The sequence below is a fragment of the Sphingobium wenxiniae genome (assembly GCF_007830065.1).
In the GTDB taxonomy this organism is placed as follows: Bacteria; Pseudomonadota; Alphaproteobacteria; order Sphingomonadales; family Sphingomonadaceae; genus Sphingobium; species Sphingobium wenxiniae.
In genome coordinates this window covers 18,592-31,218 of sequence record NZ_VLKK01000010.1, presented here as the reverse complement: position 1 = coordinate 31,218, position 12,627 = coordinate 18,592, and the positions used below count along the sequence as shown (strand labels likewise).

At 63.2% G+C, this 12,627-nt stretch carries 22 protein-coding genes; 7 read left to right on the top strand and 15 right to left on the bottom strand.

Features of this window, described 5'->3' with window-relative positions; all coding sequences use genetic code 11:
- Positions 1-387 precede the first annotated feature (387 nt).
- On the bottom strand, positions 388-732 hold the full coding sequence (locus IQ35_RS13575) for a thermonuclease family protein (protein ID WP_011608058.1): 345 nt from the start codon (positions 730-732) through the stop codon (positions 388-390).
- A gap of 311 nt (positions 733-1,043) precedes the next feature.
- On the opposite strand from IQ35_RS13575, the gene IQ35_RS13570 reads away from it, so the two are divergent.
- Positions 1,044-1,232, top strand: a complete 189-nt coding sequence (locus IQ35_RS13570) for a hypothetical protein (RefSeq protein WP_011608059.1) — start codon at positions 1,044-1,046, stop codon at positions 1,230-1,232.
- An 18-nt stretch (positions 1,233-1,250) separates the two neighbouring features.
- On the opposite strand, the gene IQ35_RS13565 is transcribed toward IQ35_RS13570, so the two are convergent.
- On the bottom strand, positions 1,251-1,940 hold the full coding sequence (locus tag IQ35_RS13565) for a pentapeptide repeat-containing protein (protein WP_011608060.1): 690 nt from the start codon (positions 1,938-1,940) through the stop codon (positions 1,251-1,253).
- Between the two features lie 376 nt (positions 1,941-2,316).
- On the opposite strand from IQ35_RS13565, the gene IQ35_RS13560 reads away from it, so the two are divergent.
- On the top strand, positions 2,317-3,390 hold the full coding sequence (locus IQ35_RS13560) for a DUF1173 family protein (RefSeq protein WP_011608062.1): 1,074 nt from the start codon (positions 2,317-2,319) through the stop codon (positions 3,388-3,390).
- Positions 3,391-3,396: 6 nt separating this feature from the next.
- On the opposite strand, the gene IQ35_RS13555 is transcribed toward IQ35_RS13560, so the two are convergent.
- The 6 genes from IQ35_RS13555 to IQ35_RS13530 all read right to left on the bottom strand — a co-directional run bounded on the left by IQ35_RS13555 (position 3,397) and on the right by IQ35_RS13530 (position 6,501).
- Positions 3,397-3,900 carry a hypothetical protein gene (locus tag IQ35_RS13555; RefSeq protein WP_011608063.1) on the bottom strand — a complete coding sequence of 168 codons (504 nt, stop codon included), beginning with the start codon at positions 3,898-3,900 and terminating at the stop codon, positions 3,397-3,399.
- Between the two features lie 87 nt (positions 3,901-3,987).
- Positions 3,988-4,500, bottom strand: coding sequence for a hypothetical protein (locus tag IQ35_RS13550; RefSeq protein WP_011608064.1), 513 nt, complete (start codon positions 4,498-4,500; stop codon positions 3,988-3,990).
- A gap of 46 nt (positions 4,501-4,546) precedes the next feature.
- On the bottom strand, positions 4,547-5,038 hold the full coding sequence (locus IQ35_RS13545; RefSeq protein WP_092960004.1) for a hypothetical protein: 492 nt from the start codon (positions 5,036-5,038) through the stop codon (positions 4,547-4,549).
- Entirely contained in the window at positions 5,035-5,376 is a 342-nt protein-coding gene (locus IQ35_RS13540; RefSeq protein WP_011608065.1) for a hypothetical protein, read from the bottom strand. The genes IQ35_RS13545 and IQ35_RS13540 overlap by 4 nt, the downstream gene beginning before the upstream one ends.
- Positions 5,363-5,827, bottom strand: a complete 465-nt coding sequence (locus IQ35_RS13535; protein WP_011608066.1) for a hypothetical protein — start codon at positions 5,825-5,827, stop codon at positions 5,363-5,365. The genes IQ35_RS13540 and IQ35_RS13535 overlap by 14 nt, the downstream gene beginning before the upstream one ends.
- A 53-nt stretch (positions 5,828-5,880) precedes the next feature.
- A complete protein-coding gene (locus IQ35_RS13530) occupies positions 5,881-6,501 on the bottom strand; it encodes an SOS response-associated peptidase (RefSeq protein WP_092960002.1) in 621 nt (206 codons plus the stop codon).
- Between the two features lie 97 nt (positions 6,502-6,598).
- On the opposite strand from IQ35_RS13530, the gene IQ35_RS13525 reads away from it, so the two are divergent.
- On the top strand, positions 6,599-6,790 hold the full coding sequence (locus IQ35_RS13525; RefSeq protein ID WP_092960000.1) for a DUF6771 family protein: 192 nt from the start codon (positions 6,599-6,601) through the stop codon (positions 6,788-6,790).
- Between the two features lie 11 nt (positions 6,791-6,801).
- On the opposite strand, the gene IQ35_RS21535 is transcribed toward IQ35_RS13525, so the two are convergent.
- The 7 genes from IQ35_RS21535 to IQ35_RS13495 form a co-directional block, all read right to left on the bottom strand.
- A complete protein-coding gene (locus IQ35_RS21535) occupies positions 6,802-6,987 on the bottom strand; it encodes a hypothetical protein (protein ID WP_238828874.1) in 186 nt (61 codons plus the stop codon).
- A gap of 9 nt (positions 6,988-6,996) precedes the next feature.
- A complete protein-coding gene (locus IQ35_RS21530; RefSeq protein WP_011608068.1) occupies positions 6,997-7,158 on the bottom strand; it encodes a hypothetical protein in 162 nt (53 codons plus the stop codon).
- Positions 7,159-7,321: 163 nt separating this feature from the next.
- A complete protein-coding gene (locus IQ35_RS13515; protein WP_011608069.1) occupies positions 7,322-7,858 on the bottom strand; it encodes a DUF736 domain-containing protein in 537 nt (178 codons plus the stop codon).
- A gap of 209 nt (positions 7,859-8,067) precedes the next feature.
- Entirely contained in the window at positions 8,068-8,475 is a 408-nt protein-coding gene (locus IQ35_RS13510) for a ubiquitination-like system serine protease family protein (RefSeq protein ID WP_011608070.1), read from the bottom strand.
- Complete coding sequence (locus IQ35_RS13505) at positions 8,472-9,671, bottom strand: ThiF family adenylyltransferase (RefSeq protein ID WP_092959998.1); 1,200 nt, start codon at positions 9,669-9,671, stop codon at positions 8,472-8,474. Before IQ35_RS13505 ends, IQ35_RS13510 begins: the two co-directional genes overlap by 4 nt.
- Entirely contained in the window at positions 9,631-9,882 is a 252-nt protein-coding gene (locus IQ35_RS13500) for a multiubiquitin domain-containing protein (RefSeq protein ID WP_092959996.1), read from the bottom strand. The genes IQ35_RS13505 and IQ35_RS13500 overlap by 41 nt, the downstream gene beginning before the upstream one ends.
- 96 nt (positions 9,883-9,978) lie before the next feature.
- The gene (locus tag IQ35_RS13495; RefSeq protein WP_092959994.1) at positions 9,979-10,167 is read right to left on the bottom strand and encodes a hypothetical protein; all 189 of its coding nucleotides are present in this window, start codon (positions 10,165-10,167) and stop codon (positions 9,979-9,981) included.
- 159 nt (positions 10,168-10,326) lie between these two features.
- Here IQ35_RS13495 and IQ35_RS13490 point away from each other — a divergent pair, with 159 nt between their 5' ends.
- From IQ35_RS13490 to IQ35_RS13475, 4 genes are read left to right on the top strand one after another with little or no spacing between them, the layout of a single operon-like run.
- Positions 10,327-10,539, top strand: coding sequence for a transcriptional regulator (locus IQ35_RS13490; RefSeq protein WP_020818060.1), 213 nt, complete (start codon positions 10,327-10,329; stop codon positions 10,537-10,539).
- Entirely contained in the window at positions 10,536-11,165 is a 630-nt protein-coding gene (locus IQ35_RS13485; RefSeq protein ID WP_011608074.1) for a hypothetical protein, read from the top strand. The genes IQ35_RS13490 and IQ35_RS13485 overlap by 4 nt, the downstream gene beginning before the upstream one ends.
- 2 nt (positions 11,166-11,167) lie before the next feature.
- Positions 11,168-11,650, top strand: coding sequence for a helix-turn-helix domain-containing protein (locus IQ35_RS13480; protein ID WP_092959992.1), 483 nt, complete (start codon positions 11,168-11,170; stop codon positions 11,648-11,650).
- A gap of 18 nt (positions 11,651-11,668) precedes the next feature.
- Positions 11,669-12,601, top strand: a complete 933-nt coding sequence (locus tag IQ35_RS13475; protein ID WP_092959990.1) for an ImmA/IrrE family metallo-endopeptidase — start codon at positions 11,669-11,671, stop codon at positions 12,599-12,601.
- The last annotated feature ends 26 nt before the right edge of the window (positions 12,602-12,627 follow it).

The following is a 12,627-nucleotide window of genomic DNA, read 5'->3' as shown; positions in this document are numbered from 1 at the left end:
GGGGAACCCAAAAGCGAGGAGTGGTGCGGCAAGCCCAAAGGGCTTCACGGTCCGCTGCTTCTGGGTTGCGGCCAGGGACTGGCCCTGCAGGGTTCATCGGCAAACGAAGGGCGGTTTCGTCAGGTCAGGCCCAGCGGATGCCCGCAAAGGCAAGACCCGTCAGCCTCGGCCATTTCGCCGGAACCTGCTCCCACCCGCCAGCGCCCGCGGCAGCGGGCATTGCCTTCCTCGCCACCGACTCCATGCCGGTCAAAGACGCGTCGGGTCACAGAAGGGCCGCCCTCCGGCCCTCCCCGTTCAGCGTTTCGGCTACGGCTAGGCCCCCCGGTCTGTCGCAAAAGGAGGCGTCCGCAGGCGAGCAAAGCTCGCCACCTTCGATAGGGACCATCAGCGCCAGGGCCTCGCGAGGCCTTGCGCGACCAGATAGTCGCCGGCGTCCACGCCGTTCACCGTGACCGTGGCGAGCGTCCGCCCATAAGGGTCGGTGCCGAGCCGCGTGATCATGACCCGTCCGCGCGACAGCAGCCGCGCGAGTTCGACCCGCGAGGCTTCACCCGCTGCAAAGTCGCACCAGGCGTAAGAGCGCCTTCGGTCCTGACACTTGGGGCTGTCGGGAAGCTCGGGTGCATCGATATTGGCGATGCGGACCCGCTCGCGGCCGCAGCGGATCGTGTCGCCGTCGTGGACAGAAGGTGCGAGGCAAAGGGCGGCGGCGGCAAGAATAATCGGCATGGACCGGAGCCTAGCGCCCTCGCCCGCCCGCGCCAACCAGCCTTGCCGACTCCCCCACTGGCCCCGATCGTCACCCGCAGGGCCGGCATCCATGCCGGCGAGCTTGGGTGGGCGGCGGTGCGACAGCGCCGACGTGCGCCTTAGCGAGTAGAGCGGGTTGCCCCCAGCCCGCGCGGGGCGCGGGCGCCGGGGTGCCCCTCCCCTTTACCACCTCGCCAAATCCCGCCAAAATCGGTATGCTCGCCCCCCAGCTCAACCTGTCCGGCCCCGCTGCCGCAGGCAGAGCCACCCGAAGGGAAGGATCCCGGCCCATGGCTGATCCACAGCAGATGCCCAGCGCCCTGCAAGTCGCGCGCGCGATGACGCAGGTCCTGCGCACGAAGCTTGCCGTGTACGGTGCGGAAGAGATCACCCTCACCCGCGAGGAAGCGGCTCTGTGCCTCGGCCTGGCCGAGGGCATAAGCGAACACCTGGAACTGGAAGAGGGCGGCGCACGCTGAGGCGGGCGGTCCCCGCCCCTAACGGACGTTGAGCCCGAGTTCGCCCAGCAATTGCCCGGCCTGCTCGCGCGAGATCGTCGCTCCGCGAAACAGCCCACCATCGACCAGGCGAAGCCCGCCAAGATCGGCGCCGCGCAGGTCCGAGCCTTCGAAGCGCGACCCGGCGACCAGCGCCTCGCGCAGCGAGCAGGCCTCGAACACCGTCATGCGGAAATCGCCCTTGCGCAGGTCTGCACCCGACATATCGACCCGGCGCAGGGTCTCCTTGCGGAACGAGAACCCGGGCAGCTTGGCAGAGACCAGCAGCACTTCCTCGAAATGGATGTGCATGGCGCGTGCTTCGGTGAAGTCGGCGCCAGTGAGCTTCGATCCCACGAAACGCGTCGCGGTCAGGCCCGCGCGGCGCATCACGCAATTGTTCCAGTCGCCGCCGATGAACTCGGCTTCGCTGAGGTTAGCACCGGCGAAGTTGGCGAACGGTCCCCGGCAGGACTGCCAGACCGTGCCTTCGAGCTTTGCCCCCGACAGGTCGCTGCGCCGCAGGTTGCAGCGTTCGAAGCGCCAGCGGGTGAGATCGAGGCAGGAAAGGTCCGCTTCCTGGAGGTCGCAGTCGATGAGCGTGCGCGGCGCCGCGCCGATCAGGCGCTTGATGTCGCTGCGAGTCAGCACGGCGCCGGTAATGGGCTGCGAGGCGAAAAGGTCGTCCATCCAGGGACCGGTAGCGCCAGTCATGCGCCCGCACCAGCAAGCCGCGGACGGCCTCCACGGTTGCGCAGCCGCCGGTGCGAGGCGCGTCCCCGGCGAGCTTGCCGCGATCTCACGGCTATCATAGACTGACCCCAGCGCGCCCACCCGGGGCCGCGAAAACCTGAAGGAGATGCGCGAGAGGTCGAACGGGCAGCGTCGATCGCGAGAAATTGGAGCAGACCCCAATGATCCAGCGATACCGTGTGCTCGGCCGCAGCGTGGCCGAAGGCGATGAACTTCAGCCCGTCTTGCGCGAAGCCTACGAGCGCAAAGTCCCGGTCCATTGCGAATGCCGTAAGGGCTCCCCCTCTACATCTCGCACCGGCAGACCGGCTACGTGCTCGCGCGCTGGCCGGGCTCGGGCGCGCGCCATGCGACCGCCTGCGATCACTACGAGGCGCCCGATTACCTCACCGGCATGGGCCAGGTGCGCGGGAGCGCCGTTCTGGACGATGAGACGAGCGGCGAGACCAGCCTGAAGCTCGGCTTCCCCCTCTCGCGCGGGGCGGCCCGGCTCGCGCCCGCGGCGCTCACCAACGACAAGCCGACGGTAAAATCGTCGGGTCAGAAGCTCTCGATGCGCGGGCTGCTGCACGTCCTCTGGGACCGGGCCGAGCTGACGCATTGGCATCCGAAGATGGCGGGCAAACGAACCTGGTTCGTGGTGCGCCGCGCGCTGCTCGAGGCGGCAGCCAGCTGCCGGGCCAAGCAGGAAGCCCTGTCCCACGTGCTGTTCGTACCCGAGAGCTTTAGGCAAGAGGAGAAGGAGGAAATCCGGGCCCGCCGCCGCGCGGCCCTCGCCCGGGTCTATGCCTCACGCGACGAAATGATGGTGGTCGTGGGCGAGATCAAGGAGATCGTGGCCGCGCACGGCGCCGAAAGGATCGTCCTGCGCCATGTCGGCGACATGCCGTTCGTGATGGACCAGGACATGGCGCGGCGCTTCCACAAGCGGTTCGCGGGCGAGCTCGCATTATGGCAGGCGCAGGATGGCCCGAACGGCAAGAGCGGGCACCTGATTCTCGGCGGTTCGTTCGCGCGGCGGCGCGAGGGCACGTTCGATCTCATCGAGGTCGCGCTGATGCCGGTGACGGCGGAATGGCTGCCCTATGAGACCAGCGATGAACGCTATCTCGTCGGCAAAGCAGTCGCGGAGAAACGGCGGTTCATGAAGGGCCTGCGCGTCAATCTCGACCTCGACACGCCGATCGCCAGCCTGGTGCTCAAGGACACCGGCGAGGAAGCAAGCGCCATCCACATCCACGACCGCGACGACGAGGTGGCAGAGCCGCTGGAAGCGCTGCTCGCCGGGCAAGGCGTCGCGCACCTGCTGTGGAAGGAAGGCGAGCCGCTCCCGGCCCGCGTCAGCCGCGCGCCGCGGCGAAACTGGGACGCGCAGCAGGCTGCCTGAACAGGGTCAGTCGCTCTCGCGCGGCAGCGGCCTCAACGGCAGCAGATCGAGACGCCGGGACGTGTCGCAGGCCGCGCGCAGGGCTTGGAGGCGCGCCGCGACTTCGCCCTCGTGCTGGGTGATCTCGATGCGATTGAGGCCAACGATCGTCCAGACCGGCAACTCGGGCCGCTCGGTCACGTGGACCGAGTAGGCGATGGGCAGCTTGTCGGGATAGAGCCACAGCAGCAGCACGGGCAGCGCGGCGAGGTTGGGCTTGCCGCCCGACGCAGCGAGTGTCATCACGCCCCGGTCCTGGTCATACCGGCAGGTGATCCCGAGGGGTTGCGGGTGCCCGGCAAGGCCGAGGATCGTCTCGCCTGGCCGAGCCCCGAAAACCGCCTCGAGCTCGGCGGGCGGCGCGGCCTCGGCGTTCTCAGCCACCTCGGCGAGGAACAGTTCGACCGCGGCAAAGCGCGCGGCCTCCTCGCGGGTGCAGGCAAGTTCGAGCGTGAGCGTGATCGAGGACATGGCTGGGACTTTCGTGTTGCCGCGCGCCGACGCGTCCCGTTGCCAAGGCAAGGGACAGAACGGCGGACAGGCGTGGAATTGAACGGGTCAGAGCACGAGGTGGCGCTCGACGTGCGAGCGTTCGCGCGGCCTCTGGAGGTTAAAGACGGGGACGCCGTGGCTGGCGGCGATGCGCAGCGCCTGGCCGGTGCCGCCCGAGGCCTCACCGTCGGCGGTCCAGCACAGCACGAATTCCGCGGGGCTATCGAGGCTCACTCCCAGCACCTGGAACACGTTGCGGGTGTGGAGCGCCTGGACGAAAGCCGAGAGCCCGGCAAAGGCCGGATGGTGCGCGGCAGCGATCAAGCGCGCCCTCCCCCAGAGCTCGGCCCCGAGCGTCCCGGGATGAAGCGCACTTGCCGACCCGCGCCAGCCCACCGCCGGCAGGAAGATCTGCGCAGAGGGGCCTGCCCCGCGTTCGAAGGCGCTGTCGGCGCCGATCGCGTGGCCCGAGCGCAGGACATAGCCGCGCTTGGTGAGCGCGAAGGCGGCGTGGGTCATCAGGCTGAGGATTGCGGGCGGCGTCGCGCGCGCACCGATCCCGGCATAGAAGCGAGGCATGGGCTTGGACTCCTTTACGGAACGCCCAGCCCCAAGCCCCCTCCCCTTACCCCGTGTCGGCGGCGGCCAGAGTGGCAGGCCCGTAGGCGGCGAGCAGGTTGCGGTGGAGCACCGCGTTCTGCGCCGGGAAGAAGCTGCCGTCGGCGTTCGCCCGGGTGATCTGGAGCGCAGCGGCGACCACCTCGCGAAACGGCCGCATCACCGCACGCGATCCCTCGTAGGTCACCGGCTGCGGAAATCCCGCCGCGATCCAGGTGGCCGGTTCGACAAGGTTTTCGAGCCAGGCCTGCGCGTCGTCGGGCAAGGGCGATTCCGCCGAGACCAGCCAGAGCGTCCGGTATGTCCCGAAATCATGGGTATTGGCGACCATGGCAAAGCCGAGCGGCAGGGGCGGCTCGCCGTTGAGGGCAATGATCGCGGCCTTGTAGGCGAGCAGTTCGAGGGTGTTGGCCGCGGCAAAGTCGGCGCATTGCCCAAGCTGCGCGCAGGGCTCGTCGGCGGGACCGGCGCCGAGTTCGAGAATCCAGTGCCGGCTCATGACGCGGCCCCCTCGAGGCTGTCGGGATACCAGGCGAGTTCCACCGCGTCCGGATGGGCGGCTTCGAACTCGGCGATGCGCGCATGGGTGATGAGGCCCGCACGGTCCCTCACCCCGACGTAGCCGCCGTAAAAGCGGCCGCCTGCAGCAACGAACTGGGCGTGGATGTCCTCGCACACCGCCTCGGAGACGAAGAAGCCCGGCACGCCGGCGATGTGCGCCGGCGGCAGGACGCCAAGCATGTCGTCGAAGAAGGCCTCGCTCACCCGCGAGAGCGGGAAGCGGGCGAGCACGACTTCGCGTGAGGAGGCCAGCAGGGCGGCGTCAATTGCGGTCATCGCTCGACCCTCCAGCGATCACGAAGGCCGGGATGGTCTGTTCGGCGCGGGCAATTTCGCGCTTGAGATCGCGCAGCCGGGTGAAGTTGTTGATCCATGAAGGAGGGAAGAGGACGTATTCGTCTTCGCTCGCCGTGTAGTCGCGCATCGGACCTTGCCCATCGAACAGGATGATTTCGGGGAGATAGGCGCCGAGACAGCCACCCGACCAGCGGCGGAACGGCAGGCCGTGCTCGGCGCAGAAAGCGTCGATCTCGGGGATCTGCCCGCCGTTGAGCTCGGTGCCGTAGAGCTCGAGCGGCTCAGCCTCGGGCAGCACTGCCGGATCGAAGGGTTCGCCGTCCCACTCCGTGCGCAGGTCATAGTCGGCGGCGTGCGACGCGAAGGCTTCGAGATGTTCTCGCGGCAGTGCGCCGCCGATGGTGATGTGGACGGGGGCTCGGTCGCCCATGGGCTTGGGTCCTTTCGCTTGGGTCTGATCCGACCGGCGAAGCCCCCCTCCCCTCAGCCTGACGTCGCCGCGGACCTCCCGGCACCCCAGCGCTCGGCTCTGCGATCGACGGCGAGTTCATTGGAACAGGTCTGGCACAGCGCGAAGGCTTCGGCGGGTGTGCCTGCGAGCCATTGCTCCCACTTTTCTCGGGCGAGGACGACGGGCATGCGGTCGTGTACGTCGGCCATCTGCGGGCAGCCATCCACCATTATCATCGAATAGGCCGCGCCCCACTCCTCGGTCGCTCGCCACAGGCCGGCGACGGCAACGACCTCCTCGCCCGCCAGCGAATACCAGGTCCGGGTCATCTGGCCCTTGATGCCCTCGGCCTCGGCCCAGGCGGTCACCGGGATCAGGCAGCGGCGGCGCTCGAAGCTCGGCCGCCAGAACGAGGTGCCGAGCTTGTCCTCGCGCGCGTTGTTGACGGGCTTGGGCTTGAGTGGCTGACCGTTCTTGCCCTTCAGGACAAGCGGAAAACCCCAGGTCATCACCCGCGTCTCGCCTTCGGCGACGACGAGGCCGGGATAGCCCGGGTAGACCTCGGCGGCGAAGTTCGCGCCTGCGCCGCTGCTCGCGCCGAACAGTCGGGCGATTTCTGCAGGGGCCTTGGTCATGCGGTACAAGTTGCACATGCCTTGATGCTCGGCGGACCGCCCTGCCCTGTCAATCAGGACAAACAGCGGCGCCCGCTGTCTTGCAAATATGTTCTTCCTATGTGCTCTTACCAGCATGGAACGAATCGATACGTCTGCTGTCGCTCATGCGATCCTGGACGCTCCGGGCTGGGCGCGGGTCGGCATCACAGCCCCAAGCTCCTGCATACGCGAGGATGCCGCGCTCGAACTCGGGCGCGTGATTGCCGATGCGGTCGACGCGCCGGCGAGTGCGCCGTCATCGGAACAGTCGATCCTGCCGCTCTGAAGCCCGCCAACTCAGCCCGCCGGGCGAGGGAGCAGCGCCTCGATCTGCGGGTCGAGCGGAAATCCGAAACGCCGGGCGATCTCGGCAGCGTGTTCGAAGTCGGCCGCGCTGACGTGGAGTGAGCGGGCGAGATCCGCGAGCGTGTCGCCCTCGCGTGGCGCAGAGAGGGCATGGAGATTCCCATGCGCCAGTGTCACCGCGAACGGTCAGGTCATGGCGATGCCGATAACCTCCTCGGTGAGGACGACCATCGTATCGCCGGTGTGGATGGCCTCATCGCACTGGACCGCGTCGTAGGCGTTGCCGGTGCTCGCAAAGGCGTGGTGGCGCCGGGTGGTGAAAGCGAAGCGTTCGCTATCGGTCAGCATTGTGGATCTCCGGGTAACTCCAGGCAAATGAAGAGGCGGAACGCCGGGCGGGGGGGGCAGTGCCGGCGTTCCGCCTCAGGCCGCGCGGCGGGCTTATCCGCGGCCTTTGCACGGGAACGGGGACCCGCTTGGAGTCCCCGCCGGTTGGAGTTGGACTTGCCGATCAGGCGTCGACGAGCGGCGGCAGCGCGCCATCGTGTTCGGCGCCGTCCTTGGCATTGGCCCGGACGCGCTTGGCGGGCGGGGTCGCGGTGCTGTCACCCAGACCGTCGTCGTTTCGGCCATCGCCAGCCTGTTCGCCGCCGCGGTCGCTGCCACCGGCATCGTCGGCCGGGAACATGTCGCTCTCGCCGTATTCTGCCGAACCGAGCTGCGTATTGCGGCGGCGCGGACGCTGCCAGGCGATCGCCATGGTGCCGTCCTCGCGCGGGAAAGCGGCGATATAGAGCGGCTGCGCCATCGACGGATCGTCGATCTTGCCCTGGTAGAAGCTCTCGCCGGTCGAGTTCGAGGAGAGTTCGAAGAGCGCACCGACGATCACCCAGCGGCGCTGGTCGTTGAGCGCAACGATCTCGTAGCGGGGTGCGCGGGGGTTGCTGGAGGTCACTGGCCTGAGGCCGATGGTGCGGGTGATGGTGAGCGTTTCGACAGAGCCGATCAGCTGGCCGTTGGCGTTCTTGCGGATTTCACCGATGTTCATGGACGTTCTCCTGGATGGATCGATTGCGACCGAACCCCTTGTTCGATCACTCTCTTCCCACCCCCCTTCCCTCCCGGCCGTCAGGCCGAAGCTGCGGGCGCTGCCCGCAGAGGTGTCCAGGACCGCTCAAGCGGTGTTTTCAGACAACGCTATGACCGAAGAACCAGAGACGAGGACGTTCAATGACAACGATGAGTGTAATACGGATTCTACCTTCCAAAGATCGATTTAATCTGATCAGCCAATGCCAGTGCTGCCTTCCACAGACGGGCAATCCAGGATTTTGGCTTGGCGTCGTTGGCGACATGGCGCAAAATCTGTTTCTGCATGAGCGATTTCGCCGCTTCGGTGCTAAATGCATCCAGCCATTCGACCTGTCCGGCTGAGATGACATAATGAGATTTGCAGGGACCATCGCACACTGCGATGGAAGGGCGGATCGTGGCAAACCCGTCGTCGCAATAGACTTGGTGGCTATCGGGAACGAGAAGCGTGATCCGATGGCCGCAGCCGCAAGCACAGAGAAGTCCGGCGAGCTCGAATTCCTCGCTGTGATAGACAGTTTCAGGCTCCAGCTGCTTAGGGATCCGATCTACCGCTTGATAGGCAAACTTCATTCTAACCCCCCAAAGCGATCAAGATCAAAAGATGCCGTCTCAAAAGTGTAGGCGATGGCATCGCTTAATCGGTCATAAAACTCAAAATGCTGCTTGAACCGGATCACGGCGAATATCGCGTTGAGCGCATTGAGTTCGGCGACTTGCGCCTGCTTCCGATACTCTCCATTTTCTGGATTCGTCGTTGGCAGATAGGGTGTATTTACCGATTGCTCAAATGCAGCGCGATCCGCTCCGGTGATCCGAACGACGCCATTCAACCCAATGAGTGAGCGATTGAGGCCCATGCCACAATCAACGAAGGGAATGGCATTTGCACTCAACCAGTCGACGATGGCGAGCCGCGACGGCCCGTCGTCAATCGACACAAAGACAAAATCGAACTCACGCAGGCTCTCGATATTCTCGGAGGTGATGCGCTCCGGGATCGGGACGATGCCACAATGCCAATTGGCATAATGTTGCGCCAGCGCGTCAACCTTCTTCATCCCGACCGCCCGATGGATGAAGCCGGGGATCCTAAAGAGCGTGTGAATATGAACCTTATCGTCGTCGAAAAGCCCGATCTTTTCGAGATGCGTGCGGGCGATGAAATCGAGGATGTAAGCTCCTGTGCCGCCGAGGCCAATGATTGCTACCTTTATGCCCCTCAACCGCGAAGCCACGTCGTTGAGGTGGTAGCGTGACGACATTGAGTCTGGAATGCGCAACGGACTGTTCTGCGCCGCGGCTTTGATTTCTATGCCCCGCAGCGGACTAGCATCGGGGAAAGCTGCCATCGCGGGTGCAACGATCACATCGAGATAAGTGCGCACCTTTTCTTCAAACGACCGATATGGGCGCATTGCGCCAGACTCGAGCAATTTGAACGAAAAGGAATGGTTGCAAACAAAGCCGTCAGCCACCAGGACGGTAGCCGCGCCACCGCCCAATCGCAGCGCCCGCCCGTTCTGGTCGTGCGGACGGCATCCCTTGAACCAGGCCTGATGGTCGCTTGGGGCATCGATGACCCAGTTATTCAGATCGACTGGACTTGCCCAATCGCCATATTCGAGCTCACCGGCGCTGTTGAGGCACGGTAACCCGTAGATGACGAAATAGGCGTTGACGAAGTCGAGGTGATAGCCCTGTTCCTCCAAGTCCCGGATGAAAGGATTATGACTCGCCAGTTCCTGAAACTCTGAAGCGCATTCCATCTTTAACCATTACCTCCTGACCTGGCGCGAGGGTGCCGCTGATGTTAGCGGAGTGGCCGCGTGAATATTTGATGAGATACTCGGTTGAAGAGGCGCCGCCGTCCTGAAGGTAGTAGGCGACGACCTCGTCATATGAGATTTTCGTCTTGACCACTTCGTGGTCGTCTTGGTTGACGATGATGGTGACGGTCTTTTCCGACTTTTCAGACATGTTTTGAATCCAATGCAAGGGTTGGGTGTTGCGGCTTCGGAATCGGACCAAGGCTCCAAAGCACTTTGGCCGGAATGGGGATGAATCGTCGGTTCATCAGGAATTCGGGCTATCGCGCCCGTCGGGTTCACGGGCGACGCCTTTGAACGGCTTGCCGTCCTGCTTCACCTCCATGAAGTGTCCGGTGCGCTCGTTCCGTTTCTGATAGTTGCCGTCGGTCCGCTGAAATTGGGTGCGAGCGGTAACAGCGCCGCGACGGAAGTCATTTCCTGTGTTCTTGGCCATGAGAACGATTCCCTTGTTCAAGCCTGCGATTTAACCCGGCTTGAGATTGATCGCCGGATGGCGTGGATATGATAGCTAGTTTTTAGCTAGTCAAGGGCTATTTTTTGATTGACATTTGCGCAGATGTTGTGTAGCCCTACTCCCGCTGAAGGAGGCGTAATGGCTGCCAAGAAGACGATGACGCTCAACCTTACGGATGCGGAAATGCACGCACTCGAAGGCCTTTGCGACAAGAAGGATTTGAGCAAGACGGCTGTGCTGCGTCAGGCATTACGGCTCTATCAGCTTGTTGAAGCTCGTGTTGAAAAGGGCGACAAGCTGTTTTTCGAAGACGAAAAGAGCAAAGAAAAAGCGGAAGTCATGATGCTATGACCGCCGTGATCAGTCCGATCGCACTCTTGAACGCGACGAACGGCAAGCTTGAAGAAGCCGAGCTCTGGGATGCGATAACCGAAAAGCAGCTGGGTGACTGGGAAGCCGAATGGATCCCGGAGCTCTTCAAGGCGATCCAGAAACTGCACCGCGCCGGTGTCGAGCGGGTGCATTGGCCGCAAAGTCGGCATTGGAACTGGCGTCAGAAGACCCGGGCTTTGCAGGGCATGTTGGCGCATCCCGGCTTCAGCATCGTGTGCAACGGAACCACCCAGGGCATGATGATCGTGGACATCACAACGCATCGTTGCCGGGTTGAGAGCCAAAAAGGAAAGGACCTGGTTTATGTCGAATATGTTGAAAACGCGCCGTGGAACCGCCCCGAGCTCGCCGATCCGCCGCTCTATCGCGGTATCGGCAGTATTTTGATCAGGGCTGCTATCGCACTCAGTATCGAGGAGGAGTTTAAGGGAAGGATTGGCTTACACGCTTTACCGCAGTCGAATGGCTTCTATGCCAACACCTGCGGCATGACCGATCTTGGCATCGACGCAAGCTATCATGGTTTGCGCTATTTTGAGATGACGCCGGAGCAAGCCGAATCCTTCATCGCCAAAGGAAATTAGCCATGAAGATCGAGATCTCCAAGGATTGGTGTCTCAAGATGGCATCGTTAGAAGGTGACACCGAAATTGGTGCCGGCGTCACCGCCGCCGATCCGCTTTTTGATGGTGAGGCAGAAACGCAGAATGTTGGCGAAGATGAGCCGAGCATTGCTTTTGGTCGCTTTGTCCGTCTCATGCGGCGCAACAAAGGATTGACGCTCGAGGAACTTGCCGAGCAAGCCGACATTGACGTCGCCGAACTCGTAGAGATTGAGGACGACGTTCGTCACAAGGCTGAATTGCGGTCCGTTTATCAGCTGGCCAATTATTTTCAGGTTCCGCGTGGGAACCTGATGCAGGTGGCCGGTCTGACGACACCCAAGAATGACAACCTCATTCATGAAGCCGTTCGCTTTGCTGCGCGATCTGAGCCTGTGGCAGCGCTTAGCCAGGCTGAACGTGCTGCATTGGAGGCGTTCGTCACAGTTTTGAGCGAACGGGACTGAACGTCAAGGAGCAGGCGGTTGAGCAGAAATCGACTTTTATCTGAGAGAACCGCCCATGATATCGACGCCCGCGTCGAACGGGTGTTGAAGGGGCTCGGGAATCCCGAGCCCCCGCTCCGGCTCGAAGACGTGCGGCATTTGCTCAAGCTCGATCTCAAATTCTACACGGCGAAGGATCCGAGCGTCGCGCAGGAGGCGATCAGCCGGATCAGAGTCGCCACGCTTCAGGTTTTCAATCGTCCGGCACTCATCCTGGACGCCATCCACAAGTGGTCCTTGAAGGCGCTGTATCTGCCCGATCGCAAGCGTATCCTGCTTGATGGCGACCTGCCGATCAAAAAGCATCGGTGGAACGAAGCGCATGAAATCGGTCACAGCCTATTGCCGTGGCACGAGGATGCGATGCTTGGCGATAACAGCCACACCCTCTCGCCCGAATGCCATGAGCAGGTCGAAGCCGAAGCCAATTTTGCCGCAGGCCGCCTGCTGTTCCTGCGCGATCGATTTACGCAAGAAGCCCTATCGATGTCGCCGACCATCGAAACCGTGAAGAGCCTCCACGGCGTTTTCGGCAACACGCTGTCGACGACGCTATACCGATTCGTCGAGACTGCGGGCGTTCAAACTCCACTGGTCGGGATAATGTCCGGCCATCCACACGTTTCTCGCCGCAAGCCGGACTTCGATCCAGCGAATCCCTGTCGGCATTTCATCCGGTCATCGGCCTTTGCCAAACACTTCGGAAAAGTAGACGAGTTAGAGCTTTTCAAGGCTGTCGCTGGATATTGCGGAGCACAGAGCGGCGGGCCACTCGGCAGTTGCGAACTGGTGCTAATCGACGACAATGGCGATCAACATCGCTTCTATTTCGAGACATTCTTCGCCTATTGGGACGCACTGACGTTAGGGGTGTACGTTAAGCCTGAAATTCAAATGGTTGCTGCTGCATAGCTGGAATATCAACTATCCAGTCGTTT

Excerpts from the sequence above, each read along its gene's own strand:
- IQ35_RS13565 (WP_011608060.1), bottom strand. The coding sequence starts at position 1,940 with ATGGACGACCTTTTCGCCTCGCAGCCCATTACCGGCGCCGTGCTGACT.
- IQ35_RS13535 (WP_011608066.1), bottom strand. The coding sequence starts at position 5,827 with ATGGGCGACCGAGCCCCCGTCCACATCACCATCGGCGGCGCACTGCCG.
- IQ35_RS13575 (WP_011608058.1), bottom strand. The coding sequence starts at position 732 with ATGCCGATTATTCTTGCCGCCGCCGCCCTTTGCCTCGCACCTTCTGTC.
- IQ35_RS13555 (WP_011608063.1), bottom strand. The coding sequence starts at position 3,900 with ATGTCCTCGATCACGCTCACGCTCGAACTTGCCTGCACCCGCGAGGAG.
- IQ35_RS13490 (WP_020818060.1), top strand. The coding sequence starts at position 10,327 with ATGGCTGCCAAGAAGACGATGACGCTCAACCTTACGGATGCGGAAATG.
- IQ35_RS13530 (WP_092960002.1), bottom strand. The coding sequence starts at position 6,501 with ATGTGCAACTTGTACCGCATGACCAAGGCCCCTGCAGAAATCGCCCGA.
- IQ35_RS13505 (WP_092959998.1), bottom strand. The coding sequence starts at position 9,671 with ATGGAATGCGCTTCAGAGTTTCAGGAACTGGCGAGTCATAATCCTTTC.
- IQ35_RS13525 (WP_092960000.1), top strand. The coding sequence starts at position 6,599 with ATGGAACGAATCGATACGTCTGCTGTCGCTCATGCGATCCTGGACGCT.
- IQ35_RS13480 (WP_092959992.1), top strand. The coding sequence starts at position 11,168 with ATGAAGATCGAGATCTCCAAGGATTGGTGTCTCAAGATGGCATCGTTA.
- IQ35_RS13485 (WP_011608074.1), top strand. The coding sequence starts at position 10,536 with ATGACCGCCGTGATCAGTCCGATCGCACTCTTGAACGCGACGAACGGC.
- IQ35_RS13540 (WP_011608065.1), bottom strand. The coding sequence starts at position 5,376 with ATGACCGCAATTGACGCCGCCCTGCTGGCCTCCTCACGCGAAGTCGTG.
- IQ35_RS13545 (WP_092960004.1), bottom strand. The coding sequence starts at position 5,038 with ATGAGCCGGCACTGGATTCTCGAACTCGGCGCCGGTCCCGCCGACGAG.
- IQ35_RS13550 (WP_011608064.1), bottom strand. The coding sequence starts at position 4,500 with ATGCCTCGCTTCTATGCCGGGATCGGTGCGCGCGCGACGCCGCCCGCA.
- IQ35_RS13510 (WP_011608070.1), bottom strand. The coding sequence starts at position 8,475 with ATGAAGTTTGCCTATCAAGCGGTAGATCGGATCCCTAAGCAGCTGGAG.
- IQ35_RS13515 (WP_011608069.1), bottom strand. The coding sequence starts at position 7,858 with ATGAACATCGGTGAAATCCGCAAGAACGCCAACGGCCAGCTGATCGGC.
- IQ35_RS21530 (WP_011608068.1), bottom strand. The coding sequence starts at position 7,158 with ATGCTGACCGATAGCGAACGCTTCGCTTTCACCACCCGGCGCCACCAC.
- IQ35_RS13570 (WP_011608059.1), top strand. The coding sequence starts at position 1,044 with ATGGCTGATCCACAGCAGATGCCCAGCGCCCTGCAAGTCGCGCGCGCG.
- IQ35_RS13495 (WP_092959994.1), bottom strand. The coding sequence starts at position 10,167 with ATGGCCAAGAACACAGGAAATGACTTCCGTCGCGGCGCTGTTACCGCT.
- IQ35_RS13500 (WP_092959996.1), bottom strand. The coding sequence starts at position 9,882 with ATGTCTGAAAAGTCGGAAAAGACCGTCACCATCATCGTCAACCAAGAC.